10 protein-coding genes are annotated in these 13,250 nt (G+C 66.1%); 9 read left to right on the top strand and 1 reads right to left on the bottom strand.

The genetic code is table 11. The features are described from left to right. Window positions 1-36: 36 nt before the first annotated feature. The 7 genes from KVT37_RS28880 (at window position 37) to KVT37_RS28850 (ending at window position 8,794) form a co-directional block, all read left to right on the top strand. On the top strand, window positions 37-261 hold the full coding sequence (locus KVT37_RS28880) for a hypothetical protein (RefSeq protein ID WP_027165877.1): 225 nt from the start codon (window positions 37-39) through the stop codon (window positions 259-261). Window positions 262-525: 264 nt separating this feature from the next. Then, window positions 526-3,021: a DNA ligase D gene (ligD, locus tag KVT37_RS28875; RefSeq protein ID WP_217578425.1), complete on the top strand. Its 2,496-nt coding sequence runs from the start codon at window positions 526-528 to the stop codon at window positions 3,019-3,021. A gap of 381 nt (window positions 3,022-3,402) precedes the next feature. Then, window positions 3,403-4,311 carry a Ku protein gene (locus KVT37_RS28870; protein ID WP_217578424.1) on the top strand — a complete coding sequence of 303 codons (909 nt, stop codon included), beginning with the start codon at window positions 3,403-3,405 and terminating at the stop codon, window positions 4,309-4,311. Window positions 4,312-4,318: 7 nt separating this feature from the next. After that, window positions 4,319-5,449 carry a tetratricopeptide repeat protein gene (locus tag KVT37_RS28865; protein WP_217578423.1) on the top strand — a complete coding sequence of 377 codons (1,131 nt, stop codon included), beginning with the start codon at window positions 4,319-4,321 and terminating at the stop codon, window positions 5,447-5,449. Window positions 5,450-5,659: 210 nt separating this feature from the next. After that, window positions 5,660-6,313: an alpha/beta fold hydrolase gene (locus KVT37_RS28860; RefSeq protein ID WP_217578422.1), complete on the top strand. Its 654-nt coding sequence runs from the start codon at window positions 5,660-5,662 to the stop codon at window positions 6,311-6,313. A gap of 167 nt (window positions 6,314-6,480) precedes the next feature. After that, window positions 6,481-7,254, top strand: coding sequence for an exodeoxyribonuclease III (xth, locus tag KVT37_RS28855; protein ID WP_217578421.1), 774 nt, complete (start codon window positions 6,481-6,483; stop codon window positions 7,252-7,254). A gap of 349 nt (window positions 7,255-7,603) precedes the next feature. Beyond that, the gene (locus tag KVT37_RS28850; protein WP_217578420.1) at window positions 7,604-8,794 is read left to right on the top strand and encodes a hypothetical protein; all 1,191 of its coding nucleotides are present in this window, start codon (window positions 7,604-7,606) and stop codon (window positions 8,792-8,794) included. Window positions 8,795-8,969: 175 nt separating this feature from the next. On the opposite strand, the gene KVT37_RS28845 is transcribed toward KVT37_RS28850, so the two are convergent. Continuing rightward, window positions 8,970-9,062, bottom strand: a complete 93-nt coding sequence (locus KVT37_RS28845; protein ID WP_217578419.1) for a putative RiPP precursor — start codon at window positions 9,060-9,062, stop codon at window positions 8,970-8,972. A 261-nt stretch (window positions 9,063-9,323) separates the two neighbouring features. Here KVT37_RS28845 and KVT37_RS28840 point away from each other — a divergent pair, with 261 nt between their 5' ends. Further along, window positions 9,324-10,895 carry a WD40 repeat domain-containing protein gene (locus tag KVT37_RS28840; RefSeq protein WP_217578418.1) on the top strand — a complete coding sequence of 524 codons (1,572 nt, stop codon included), beginning with the start codon at window positions 9,324-9,326 and terminating at the stop codon, window positions 10,893-10,895. Window positions 10,896-11,138: 243 nt separating this feature from the next. Beyond that, on the top strand, window positions 11,139-13,151 hold the full coding sequence (locus KVT37_RS28835) for an amidase (protein WP_217578417.1): 2,013 nt from the start codon (window positions 11,139-11,141) through the stop codon (window positions 13,149-13,151). Window positions 13,152-13,250 lie beyond the last annotated feature (99 nt).

Raw genomic sequence — 13,250 nt, 5'->3', positions numbered from 1 at the left:
GCGGCCGCCATTCGAGCGGCGTGTTTGAGTGAGGCCATGGCCAGTCCCGTTGCCAGAGAAAAGTCCCGCCGCGCCGCGGTGAAGACCGCGCTCGAGCGCCACAAGGTCTACGTCACCGCGCAGCGTTTTTCCGGCGGCTCCTACAGCGCCCGCGTGCTGGTCGACGGCGAGGCCTATTGGGTCGACGAGTTCCGGCTGAGCCAGCTCCGGCAGGGGTTGACGCCGGCGGAGCTTGAGCTGACGCCGGCTGCCGACGATTGATCCTGGTCCCTTGCTCCGCCGCGATGTAGGAAAATCCGAAATGCTGGCGGGACAGCACCCCCCTCTGGCCTGCCGGCCATCTCCCCCGCAAGGGTGGAGATTAGCAGCTTCGCTGCCGGCGCTTCTCCTGCAGCATTTGCGATTGGCGAAACCGGCGGCGACATCTGATCTCCCCCCTTGCGGGGGAGATGGCCGGCAGGCCAGAGGGGGGTGTGAAGGAACGCGACGCTGGAAGCCTTCGCTTGATACCACTTCCGCCTAGCCATGTCCGCCAAGCTCACCTCCTACCGTGCCAAGCGCGAATTCTCCCGCACCCCTGAACCTGCAGGCGGCGCCGCCGGCGAGGGCGGCAACCGCTTCGTCGTCCACAAGCACCACGCCACCGCCGACCATTACGACCTGCGCCTCGAAATCGGCGGCGTGCTGAAGAGCTGGGCCGTCCCGCGCGGCCCCTCGCTCAACCCGGCCGACAAGCGCCTCGCGGTCGAGACCGAGGACCACCCGGTCGAATATATCGACTTCGAGGGCGTCATCCCCGAGGGCGAATATGGCGGCGGGCCGATGATCGTCTGGGACACCGGCACCTGGGCACCGATGGAGGATGTCGAAAAGAGCCTCAGGACCGGCGCCTTCAAGTTCCGGCTGGCCGGGCAGAAGCTGAATGGCGGCTGGATGCTGACGCGTCTCAAGCCGAAACCCGGCGAGGACGAGAACAAGAAGAACTGGCTCTTGTTCAAGGAGCGCGATCTCGCCTCCGACACCAGGCTCGACATCCTGGAGGCCCGCCCGGAAAGCGTGAAATCCGGCCGCCGTATCGAGGAACTGGTGGCGCCGCCGAAGAAGCGTGAGCGCCTGCCGCCGAAGGCCGGCTCCTTGAAACCCGGCGCGCTGCCCGGCGCCGTCAAGGGCGACCCGCCGAGCCGCATCGAGCCGCAGCTCGCCACCCAGGTGCCGAAGCCGCCGGGCAGCGATGATCCCGCCGAGCGCACCGGCGAGCTCTGGCTGCACGAGATAAAATTCGACGGCTACCGCACCATGGCGCATGTGGTGGATGGCGAGGTGCGGCTGATCACCCGCGGCGGCATCGATTGGACGAAGCGCTATGGCGATCTTCCGCAAGCCTTTTCGCGTCTGCCGATCGCCCAGGCGATCATCGACGGCGAGATCATGGTGCTCGACGATAAGGGCATCTCGCGTTTCGCGCTGCTGCAGGACGCGCTGGCCGAGGGCGCCGGCTCGAAATTGCATTTCTACGCCTTCGACCTTCTCCACCTCGACGGCTGGGACCTGCGCAAGACGCCGCTGCAGAAGCGCAAGGCGCTGCTTGCCGAACTGCTCGCCGGCCAGGCCGCCAACGCCGCCATCCAGTACAGCGACCATGTCGAGGGCGACGGGCAGGGGCTTTACGATCAGGCATCGGAGCTTGGTCTGGAAGGCGTCGTCTCCAAGCGCGCCGACGCGATCTATATCAGCGGCCGCACCAAGAGCTGGACCAAGGTGAAGGCGCAGAAGACGGACGATTTCGTCATCGCCGGCTACACCGTCTCCGACCGCGCGGAAGGGCTGGCCGCGCTTGGCATGGCCGAGTTCGAGAATGGCGAACTGCATTATCGCGGCAAGGTCGGCACGGGCTTCGACAGCGATATGGCGCGGGAATTGCTCGCCAGGCTGGAGCGGCTGACCGCCGGCGCCAGCCCGCCCGAGGGCGTGCCGCGCGAGATCATGCGCGAGATGCATTGGGTGAAGCCGCTGCTGTCGGCACGTGTCCGCTATTCCAACCGCACCGCGGACAACGCGATCCGCCACGGCGTGTTCCGCGGCCTGCGCGATGTCGGCGGGCTGACCACGCCGGCGCCGGTCAAGCGCAAGCGGCTGATCGCCGAATCCGACCTCGCCACCATCTGGGTCACCAATCCGGAGCGGCGGCTATTCGGCAAGACCGGCCCGACCAAGCTCGACATCGCCGTCTACTACGCGCTGGTCGGCGATTTCATGCTGCCGCACATTATCGGCCGTCCGGTGTCGCTGGTGCGCTGCCCGACAGGCAAGCCGCAGGACTGCTTCTTCCAGCGCCACGCCTTCACCGGCATGCCGCCTTCGGTGGCGGTGTTCGAAACGATCAATTCGGAGGGCGAGACAAAAACCTATCTCTCGGTCGAGGACGCCAAGGGCTATCTGGCGCTGGCGCAATTCGGTGTGGTGGAATTCCACACCTGGGGCACGCATCGGACAAAACTCGACAAGCCCGACCAGATCGTCTTCGACCTCGACCCGGGCGAGGGGATTTCATGGCGCGAGGTGGTGGAGGCCGCCGTCCACATCAAGGCGGGGCTGGAAAGCCTGGGACTGGTGCCCTTCGCCAAGACGTCGGGCGGCAAGGGCATCCACATCACCGTGCCGGTGACGCGCAAGCAGAACTGGAAGAAGCTGCACCAGGCCTCGAGCGCCATTTCAACTTTGCTGGCCGCAAGCGCGCCCGACACCTTCACCACGACGATGGGCAAGGAAAACCGCAAGAAACGCATCTTTATCGATTTCCATCGCAACGCGAGAGGTCATACCTCTGCCGCGCCCTATTCGCTGCGCGCCCGCACCAATCTGCCCGCCTCGACGCCGGTGAGCTGGGCGGACCTGGAGACGATCGACGCGCCCGAGGACCTGAACTACGCCTCGCTGCCGGGGCTGTTGGAGACGTCGGGTGATCCTTGGGCGGAGATCGACGAGGCAGCAAGGGATCTGCCGGTGATAGCGGAGAGGTAATTGGAAGCGTAGCGTTCCGTCACACCCCCCTCTGTCCTGCCGGACATCTCCCCCGCAAGGGGGGAGATCAGATGTCGCATCGGCTTTCGCCAATCACCGACGTTGCAGAAAAAGGCGCTGTCGCCCAAGCTGCCAATCTCCCCCCTTGCGGGGGAGATGTCCGGCAGGACAGAGGGGGGTGCTGTCCCGCCAGCGTCTCCCCCACCGTCTCCATCGACGCTTCTTACAATTTGAACTATCCTCCGCTCGCGCCCCGGAAAACACTTCGTCAGCAATTTGCATGTACCATCAGGGGTCGGTGTAGGATTTCCACGGCGCCAACCGTCCTTGAACGGGAGCGCTGCAAGTAACTGTCAGTGCATGGCCGCGTAGGAGTTCATCATGGCGCCCAGGGCAAGTTGGAAAGGTTACCTCAAGCTCAGTCTCGTCAGCTGTCCGGTCCGGCTCTATCCGGCCACCAGCGCGAGCGAGCGCATTTCGTTCAATCAGCTGCACAAGAAGACGCACAACCGCATCAACATGAAGCCGGTCGATCCCGAGCTTGGCCTGGTCGAGCGCTCGGACCTGGTGCGCGGCTACGAGTATGAGGACAAGCAGTACATCATCATCGATGACGCCGACCTCGACGCGGTGAGGATCGAATCCAACCACACGATGAACATCGAGGCCTTCGTCGACGAGGGCGAGGTCGATGTCATCTACCAGGACGCGCCCTACTACCTGGCGCCCGACGGCGCCATGGCGGAAGAAACCTTCGCGGTGCTGCGCGAAGCCATGCGCAAGTCCGGCAAGCTCGCCATCGCCCGTCTGGTGCTGTCTAGCCGCGAGCGCGTGGTGACGATCGGCGCGCGCGAGAACGGCATGTTCGTCTGCACGTTGAGGAACCCCAACGAAGTGCGCGGCACGACTGAATATTTCGGCAACATCCCGGATGCCAAACCCGACGCGGAAATGCTGCAGCTGGCAGAGGCGCTGATCAAGCAGAAGGAAACCCACTTCGATCCGAAGAATTACGAGGATCGCTACGAAGTGGCGCTGATGGCGATGATCCGCGAGAAGCTGAAGGGCCACAAGCCGATTATCGCGGCCGCGCCCGAGCGCGGCAATGTCATCAACCTGATGGACGCGCTGAAGGCGAGCCTCTCGCAGCAGGCGAAGCCCCCGGCCAAGTCGAAGAGCAAGGCCGAGGAAGCGCCGGCAAAACCCGCCAGGAAGGCAGCCGCCGGCGGCGCGCCTGAGAACCCGCTGAAGGCGAACCTCTTGAAGGCCGTCGGCAAGAGCAAGAAGTGACGGCAAAATGCAAGTGGCGGGAAGTGCGGGGCCAGTGATCGTTCCCGGCGCCGTCTTCGGCGTCGTCGGCGCGCTGGCCGCCTTTCCCTTGCGGCTGGCCGCGCGCGAGGTCGAGCGCCGCCATGCGGAGCTGAGACGCGGCGTCACCCGCCGCACCTCTCATGTCGTCTTCGGCCGAGCGCTTCTCGGCAAAGCCGCGATGAGCCGGACCGGCGATGCCGAGATCGAGCGCCGCGCAAAGGCCGAGCGCGATGCCGGCCGCCAACTCGTCAGCGAAAACGGCTTCCTGCGCCTGCTGGGCCTGATGAAGGCGCCCGACGCCTCGTCGCTGTCGCGGCAATCGCTGATCGACCAGTCGCGGCTCTCCGGGGCCGATCTCGACCTGCTGTCGCTGTTCGACGCCTTCGAGCATGACGGCGAGCCCTATTCCTTCCGCGACCTGATCCTCGCCAGGAAATATGCCGGCCTGATCGCCAGCGGCGCTTCCTGGGGCGCCATCGCGCGCTCCGTGCACCGTTCCGGCCCGGTCGCCTCGCTCACCGCCAAGTCGCTCAATCTAGGCTCGCAGCACGGCCGCCCGGACGCGATCTATCTCGACGAAGGCAGGAGCGAGCTCGACGGGCAATTGCTGTTCGACCTCGGTTCACCGGAAGACGACACGCTGGAAGAACTGTTCGCGGAGGCGGAAGCCGCGGAAGAGGAGGGGCGCCACGACGATGCGGCCGCACTCTACCAGCGCTGCATGGCGATCGACCCGAAGGACGCCGTCGCCGCCTTCAACCGCGCCAACTGCCTGCGCGGCGCCGGCCGCGTCGCGGAGGCGGCGCATGATTATGCGCGTGCGATCAAACTCGACCCGGGTTTTGTCGAGGCCTGGTTCAACCTTGCCGGACTGATGAGCGACGAAGGCAAGGTCGCCTCGGCAAGGCGGCATCTGCAAAAGGCGATCGCGCTCGACAAGACCTATGCCGACCCGGTGTTCAACCTCGCGCGGCTGGAGTTCGATGCGGTCAATTTGATGGAAGCCCGGCGGCTGTGGGTGCGCTATCTGGAACTGGACGCGGACTCTGAATGGGCGAGAACGGCGCAAAAAGGGATACAGTTCGTGGATCTGCACACGGCGCGGACGGCGGGGTGAGCGCCTCTCCTTCTCCCCTTGTGGGAGAAGGTGGATCGGCGCGCCAGCGCCGAGACGGATGAGGGGTGCTGGAAGGAATGAGGCGTTGGTGACCTTGTCGCAAGTAAGGATATTGATAGGCCTGTCCGCCAAGCTGGAGCACCCCTCATCCGTCCGAGCTTCGCTCGGCCACCTTCTCCCGCAAGGGGAGAAGGTGAGGTTGGAGCACTCATGACCCACTTCCTCTTCGACGGCTTCGACACCGCCCCAGTAACCATCCTGCTCGCCCATGGCGCCGGCGCGTCGATGGACTCGCCCTCGATGACCGCCACCGCCAAGGCGCTCGCGGCCGCCGGCTTTCAGGTCGCCCGGTTCGAGTTCCATTACATGGCCGCGCGCCGCTACGGTCACCGCAAGCCGCCGCCGCGCGCCGAGACGGTGAACCCCGAATATGTCAAGGCGATCGCCGATCTGCGGGCGAAGGGCGTGACGGGCAAACTCATCATCGGCGGCAAGTCGATGGGCGGTCGCGTCGCCTCCATGGTCGCCGACGAGATGTTTGCCAAGGGAGAGATCGCCGGCCTGATCTGCCTCGGCTATCCGTTCCATCCGCCCGCTAAACCGGAGCAGCTTCGGACAAAGCATCTCATCGATCTGAAGACGCCGACGCTGATCTTCCAGGGCACGCGCGACGAGTTTGGCACGAAGGACGAGGTCGCGACCTACGGCCTTTCCAATGCCATCGAGGTGGTCTGGCTGGAGGACGGCGACCACGATTTGAAGCCGCGCAAGGCGGTGTCAGGGTTTTCGACGGCCGATCATCTGAAGACGGTGGCGGAGACGGTGAAGGCCCGGCTGGCGCAGCCCTCGGCTTCGTCATCCTAGGGCGGAGCAAGGAGCGAAGCGACGCGCGCAGACCCTAGGATCCATGCCGTGACGCTAAAGCGTTGCAACGGTTCAGAATTCTGCCCCGCCGCGTTCCACGGCGGTCGTCACGGCATGGATCCTCGGGTCAAGCCCGAGGATGACGAAGCGAGGGGCGTCTTCGGCAAATGAAGCTCGCCACCTTCAACATAAACAACATCAACAGCCGGCTCGAAAACCTGCTGGCCTGGCTCGCCAAGGCCAAGCCCGATGTCGTCTGCCTGCAGGAGCTGAAATCCCGCGACACCCAATTCCCGCTGACCCGGCTGGCGAACGCCGGCTATGGCGCGGTGTGGAAGGGCGAGCCGACCTGGAACGGCGTCGCGATCCTGGCAAGGGGAGCCGAGCCGGTGCTGACACGCGACGCGCTGCCTGGCGACGATGCCGACCGCCAGGCGCGCTATATCGAGGCGGCGGTCGACGGCGTCGTCATCGCTTGCCTCTATGCGCCGAACGGCAACCCGCAACCGGGGCCAAAATTCGACTATAAGCTCGCCTGGCACGAACGCTTCGCGGCACACGCCGGCGAACTCCTCGACACCGGCCTGCCGGTGGTGCTCGCCGGCGACTTCAACATCGTGCCCGAGCCGCGCGACATCTACCAGACCCGCTCCTACGACGACAACGCGCTGGTGCAGCCCGAAAGCCGCGCCGCCTTTGCCGCGCTGATCGAGCAGGGTTGGACCGATGCTTTGCGAAAAGTCTTCCCGAAGGAGGCGAGGCTCTACACCTTCTGGGACTACCGCCGGAACCGCTGGCCGCGCGACGCGGGCTTGCGGCTCGACCACATCCTCTTGTCAAAGAAGCTGGCGCGAAAGCTGAAAGCGGCGGGCATCGACCGCGAGGTGCGGGGAGGGGAAAATCCCAGCGATCATGCGCCGGTCTGGGTGGAGATGGGGTGAGGGCAGTGCGAAGGCGACCAAGTGCGCTTGGCCGAGTTCCCGCCCAACCCCCCTCTGGCCTGCCGGCCATCTCCCCCGCAAGGGGGAGATTGAGCGCTTCGGCGTCTCGCCATTCCTGCAACGCTGGTGATTGGCGAAAGCCGGCGCGACATCCGATCTCCACCCTTGCGGGGGAGATGTCCGGCAGGACAGAGGGGGGTGCTGTCCCGCCAGCATCTCTATTCGAGATAACCCCCGGCGAACATGACTTGCGGGATCGATGTCCAACACTAATCTGCGGAAAACTTGGAGGGTTGTAATCTCATGCCTATAGTCTTGGTCATTTGTGCTCACCCATCGCCTCCTCGCCATGGCTGACACTCTCCTCGTCGTCCTCGTCTCGGCCCTCGTCCTTGCCGGTGCCGGCGGCCTGATCGCGGTTGCATTGCGCCGGCGCCGGAAGCGTCGCAAGGCGCGCGGCAATCCCAATCCGGCGGGCGACTATGCGCCGCGCGCCAATTGGGTGCCGACATCCGGCAAGCTCAACTTCTCGTCCTTCGTCTACATGGATGTCGATGGCGACGGCGCCTATGGCGTGGCCGATCGGCCGATGGCGGGCATCATGGTGCGGCTCTATGACGAGCGCGGCGCTTTCCTTGCCTCGTCGCGCAGCAACGGCGCCGGCTTCGCCAATTTCGCGATGTCGGCCAAGCGTCGCAGCGCGGTGATCCAGCGGCCCGGGGTCTATCGTTTCGCGGTCTCGGTGCCGCCCGGCTGGCGCGCCACGAGCGCCAACGCGGAGCAGCCGGTGCGCCTCATGGAAGCGCCGGGCTCGATGGTCGGCCTCGCCGGCGAAGGGCTGCCGAAACCGGTTGGCCTCACGCCGGGGCGAACGGTGAGCGGCCGCACGCCGGCCGGCTCGGGCGCCATGCTGTCGGTCATGCGCAAGGGTCAACTGCTCGAGAGCCGCGCTCTGCCGGCGGACGCAGCCTTCCGCTTCCCGCTCGGCGTCGATGCCGATGCGATCGTCATTGGCGGCTCCGGGCTCGATCGAAGGCTCAGACTGTCGGCCTATCCGGTCGATTTCGGCCGGTTGTCGCCCGGCGTGCTGGGACCGGAGGCGATGCTCACCACCATCGGCTTCGACGACATCACGCCGCGCGGCCTGTGCAAGGTGCCGTCGGGCCATGCCGGGCTCGATTGGCGCAATCTCAACGCCATGTCGCGCGACCACACGCCGAACAGCGAGGGCTATGTCAACGGCAACGTGTCGGGCGCCTATATCGCCTATACCAGCAGCGGCCATCCGGGCGAGTTCGGCCGCGCCGCGCCCTTCGGCTTCCACTCGGTGATGCTGACCGGGGCCTGGCTCACATCGGAAGGCGAGGTGGCGCTGGTCGAAAGCTGGCTGGGGGAAGAGCTGGTCGCCAGCGACGAGATCGTGCTGTCGGCGCTGGCGCCGGTCAACTACGCGCCGATGCTGAAGGCGGTGACGCGTGTGCGCATCTCCACCAGGCACCACTGGCAAGCCGTGCTGGATGATCTGGTGGTGGCGCTTTGAAAACTACAGGAACACGATCCGCTGCTGGAGCAGTTCCAGGAAAAAACTTCCGTCCGGAATCGCTTCAAAAAGGAACTAATAGGCCCACTCACCGCTTCCATGAACGATGAGCCGACTTGGCCCGAACGGTTGCTGGTAGCTGTTAGCGCGCTGCCGTTGCGAAGCGGATTTGGTGTCAGGCGGCGCCGTTGACGATCGAACCACCCGCCACGACCATCGAAAGCTTACCCTTGCGGACCAAAACCGGCTTCTCGTAAGTCTTCTTCATGCGATTTCCCTCCTCGAAATACAGGCGGATAATCTCATACGATCAGTTTCTGTCAATGACCGGCGGAAAAAGGGCCGTTCTGTTCCTGGGGATAGCGCTCTACTGATGTAACCGTCGTCCAATAGTGGAATGAGCGTGCCGGCCTGAACCGGATGCGCAAGATATCGCTCGTCGAAGCTGTGTGATGTCTTGCACTTAGCCTTGACCGCAAGCTCGGCTAAGATGCCAGGGTCGCCCATCCATAGGGCGGGAGGGCGCAGGATGAAGAGATCGACCGACAGGCTGCTGGCGCTGGCGATGCTGATCGTCGGCATTGCCTGCATCGCCAGGCTCTATCCGGTGCTGGGCGGCAAGCCGTTGGCGACGACGCGCCTGGAAGTCTTCGGCGTGACCGGCGCGCTGTCGGTGCTTGCCGGGCTGCTGTTCCTCGCCGGCCTGCTGCCGGCAGCGGCAAGGCACGATCCAGCCGCCCCTCTGTTCGGGCGCGACGCCGAGATCGCGCCGGCCGGCCATCCGTGGCTGCGCCGCGCAGCACTGGCTTTGCCGCTTTTGGCGCTGCTGGCTATCGTCGGCGACCAGTTCGGCCCGTGGCGGACGCAGGACAGCGAACCGGTGAATCGAGTCGCAACGGCACCAGTCGAGCCGAAGCTGGCGCCCGAGCCGGAGGTGAGCGCGAAGCCAACCATGCCGGGGGCGAGCGCGAGGCCAACCACGCCCACGCCGGCGCAGCAGGAGGCCGCAAAGCCGGCGCCGCCCGTCCAACCCGCAGTGGCGCCCGCACCACCCATTCCGCCGACGCCGGCAGTCGTTGCGCCGGTCGAGCCCGGCCCTGTCCAACCGGCACCACCCGTCCAGCAGACCGCGCTTGCGCCCGCCACGCCGCAGACCGTGGCGCCGCCTCCGCCGGCGCCTGCGGCCCGGCCGACCGCGCCGGAAGGCCATCGAGACGCCGTCGTCTGGCTGGCGGTTTCGGCCGACGGCCGCGAGATCATGAGCGCCAGCACCGACCGCATGATCAAGCTCTGGGATATCGACGGCAAGCGGCTGATCCGCGACCTCGGCGAGCACAAGGACATGGCCCGTGTCGCGCTCTTCATGCCCGGCGGCAAGACCGCGCTCACCGCCGGCGACGACGGCGAGATCGTGCTGCGCCAGCTCGCCGACGGCACGGTGCTGCACGTCTTTGCGTCGGGCCAGAACGGCGGCGTTCGCGATCTGGCGATTAGCTCCGACGGCAAGCTTGCCGTCAGCGGCCACGACACCGGCTCGGTCATCGTCTGGGACCTCGCGAAGGGCCAGGTGCTGCATGTGCTGCCCGGCCATGACTGGTCGGTCAGCTCCGTCGCCGTCTCGCCCGACGGCACGCGCGCCATTTCCGGCAGCATCGACGGCGAATTGAAACTCTGGGACATCGCCGCCGGCAGGCAGTTGCGCAGCTGGCACGGCCACGATCGCGGCGCCTATGGCGCGGTCTTCACCGCCGACGGCCATCATGCCGTCACCGGCAGCGGCGACTACACGATCAAACTCTGGGACCTCGATACGTTCAAGGAAGTGCGCCGTTTCGACGGCCATTCCGGCACCGTCTATGCGCTCGCTTTGTCTTCCGACGGCAAGCGTCTCGGCTCCGTCTCGCTCGACGGCACGGCGCGCATCTGGAACATGGACACCGGCGCCGAGATCGCCGAATTCGATCCCGGCACCGGCCCGATCTATTCGGTCGCCTTCGCCGCCGACGGCACGCTTCTGACCGGCGGCATCGACCGCACCATCCGCGACTGGCCGGCAGCCGGAGGGGACGGCAAGGTGCTGTTTGCGGGGGCGCCGGAGTGAAGGTGTTGCTGAGGAGTTTTTCATGGGATCGGCTGGCGGGACAGCACCCCCCTCTGGCCTGCCGGCCATCTCCCCCGCAAGGGGGGAGATCGGCAGCTTCGGCGCAGGCGCCATTCTTGCAACGTTTGTAATTGGCGAAAGACTGCGTGACATCCAATCTCCCCCCTTGCGGGGGAGATGCCCGGCAGGGCAGAGGGGGGTGTGACGGAACGCAACCTCTAAAAGGGAATTCGCCCGCCAATCATGCCCCAACTCCACCTCGTCGAAGCCTCGATCGCCGACCTGCGCCGCGCGCTGGAGGACGGCACCGTCACCAGCGTCGAGCTGATCGCCGCCTACCTCAATCGCATTGCGCATTACGACCGCCACGGCATCAAGCTCAACGCGGTCCCCATTCTCAACCCGAACATGTTCGAGGAGGCCGAAGCCTCCGACCTACGCCGCAGCCGGGGCAAGACGCTCGGGCCGCTCGACGGCATTCCTTACACCGCCAAGGACAGTTACAAGGTGAAGGGCCTGACGGTCGCCGCCGGCTCGCCGGCCTTCGAGCATCTCGTCGCCACGGAAGACGCCTTCACCATCGCCAGGCTGAGGGCAGGCGGCGCGGTGCTGATCGGGCTCACCAACATGCCGCCGATGGCCAATGGCGGCATGCAGCGCGGTATCTATGGCCGCGCCGAGAGCCCTTACAACAAGGATTTCCTGACCGCCGCTTTCGGTTCCGGCTCGTCCAACGGCTCGGGCACCGCGACCGCCGCGTCCTTCGCCGCCTTCGGGCTCGGCGAGGAGACCTGGTCGTCCGGCCGGGCGCCAGCCTCCAACAATGCCTTGGTCGCCTACACACCGTCGCGCGGCATCATCTCGGCGCGGGGCAACTGGCCTCTGGTGCCGACCATGGATGTCGTGGTGCCGCACGCGCGGACTGTTCCCGATATGCTCGAATTGCTTGACGTGATCGTCGCTGATGATTCCAAGACACGCGGCAATTTCTGGCGCGTGCAGCCCTGGGTGGAGATCCCGAAAGCCTCCGCGCTGCGGCCGGCGCGCTATACCGCGCTGCCGCTGCAAGGCGCGCTCGAGGGCAAGCGTCTTGGCGTGCCGAAAATGTATATCGGCAAGGACGAGGGCGCCGATCGCCCGATCGAGACGCGCGCTTCGGTGCTCGATCTCTGGCGGCAGGTGGCGCGCGACCTCGAAGCGCTCGGCGCCAAACTGGTCGAGGTCGATTTCCCGGTCGTCTCCAACTACGAGAGAGATCGCCCCGGCGCGCTGTCGATGGTCGACCGCGGCCTGGTGCCGCCGGACTTCGCCGAGCGTGAACTCTGGGACCTGTCCATCTGGTCCTGGGACGATTTCCTGCGCGCCAATGCCGACCCGGCCATCCCCGATCTCGCCTCTGTCGACGGCAAGAAGATTTTCCCGCAGCCGCCGGGCGCGCTGCCCGACCGCTATGGTGGCGACGCCGATTTCGACCTGGCGCACTATGTCGAGCGCGCCAGGCGAGGCGTTGCGCCGCTCGCGGAAATTCCCACCATCGAGGCGGGGCTGAAAGGCCTGGAAGAAACGCGCCGCGTCGACTTCGAGGCGTGGCTCGACGCCAATGGCCTCGACGCCGTGGTGCTGCCGGCGGTCGCCGATGTCGGCCCGGCCGACGCCGACGTCAACGAAGCCTCGGCCGCGCTTGCCTGGCGCAACGGCACCTGGGTCGCCAACGGCAATCTCGTCTGGCGCCATCTCGGCATTCCGACCGTGACGGTGCCGATGGGCACCATGGCCGATATCGGCATGCCGGTCGGGCTGACCTTCGCGGGCAAGGCCTATGACGACGCCGCGCTGCTCAGCCTCGCCGGCGACTACGAGCGCGCCACGCGGCGCCGCACCGTCCCGCCGCGCACGCCGGCGCTGGCCGGCGACGTTTTCGAGGGTAGCGCGCGTGGTGCCGGCAATGCGCCGCTCGGCCTCACGCTGAGCGCCGAGACGTCCCGCTTCGGCGACACCGACGAGATCGTCATTGCACTAGAGATCGAGGTGGGCGCCGGCGACGTTGCGGTGGTGAAAGTCCACCTCAACGGCGAACCGGTCGTCCTGCAGGCAAGCGGCAGTCGTTACACCGGCCGGGTGGTCGTGCCGGCCGCGACGCATCGAGGTTTTCACAGCGTCTGGCGCGGCTCCTACGGTTCGATCGTCACGGCCATTGTGAAGTCGGCGGATGGGCGCAGCGCCGGGGCGTATGTCGTGACGGGCGGGATTGGGTAAGCCTCTCCCTTCTCCCCTTGTGGGAGAAGGTGGATAGGCGCGCAGCGCCGAGACGGATGAGGGCTGTTCCAGCGGAGTGAGACGTCGGCTTTCCCTGGA

The organism is Mesorhizobium sp. GbtcB19 (genome assembly GCF_019091085.1).
Taxonomy (GTDB): domain Bacteria; phylum Pseudomonadota; class Alphaproteobacteria; order Rhizobiales; family Rhizobiaceae; genus Mesorhizobium.
The sequence above is the reverse complement of the archived record's forward strand: the minus strand, read 5'-3'. Positions and strand labels throughout refer to the sequence as shown.

What these genes read in the sequence shown, in the direction of transcription:
- KVT37_RS28880 (WP_027165877.1), top strand. Translation starts at nt 37, where the DNA reads ATGGCCAGTCCCGTTGCCAGAGAAAAGTCCCGCCGCGCCGCGGTGAAG.
- ligD (WP_217578425.1), top strand. Translation starts at nt 526, where the DNA reads ATGTCCGCCAAGCTCACCTCCTACCGTGCCAAGCGCGAATTCTCCCGC.
- KVT37_RS28870 (WP_217578424.1), top strand. Translation starts at nt 3,403, where the DNA reads ATGGCGCCCAGGGCAAGTTGGAAAGGTTACCTCAAGCTCAGTCTCGTC.
- KVT37_RS28865 (WP_217578423.1), top strand. Translation starts at nt 4,319, where the DNA reads ATGCAAGTGGCGGGAAGTGCGGGGCCAGTGATCGTTCCCGGCGCCGTC.
- KVT37_RS28860 (WP_217578422.1), top strand. Translation starts at nt 5,660, where the DNA reads ATGACCCACTTCCTCTTCGACGGCTTCGACACCGCCCCAGTAACCATC.
- xth (WP_217578421.1), top strand. Translation starts at nt 6,481, where the DNA reads ATGAAGCTCGCCACCTTCAACATAAACAACATCAACAGCCGGCTCGAA.
- KVT37_RS28850 (WP_217578420.1), top strand. Translation starts at nt 7,604, where the DNA reads ATGGCTGACACTCTCCTCGTCGTCCTCGTCTCGGCCCTCGTCCTTGCC.
- KVT37_RS28845 (WP_217578419.1), bottom strand. Translation starts at nt 9,062, where the DNA reads ATGAAGAAGACTTACGAGAAGCCGGTTTTGGTCCGCAAGGGTAAGCTT.
- KVT37_RS28840 (WP_217578418.1), top strand. Translation starts at nt 9,324, where the DNA reads ATGAAGAGATCGACCGACAGGCTGCTGGCGCTGGCGATGCTGATCGTC.
- KVT37_RS28835 (WP_217578417.1), top strand. Translation starts at nt 11,139, where the DNA reads ATGCCCCAACTCCACCTCGTCGAAGCCTCGATCGCCGACCTGCGCCGC.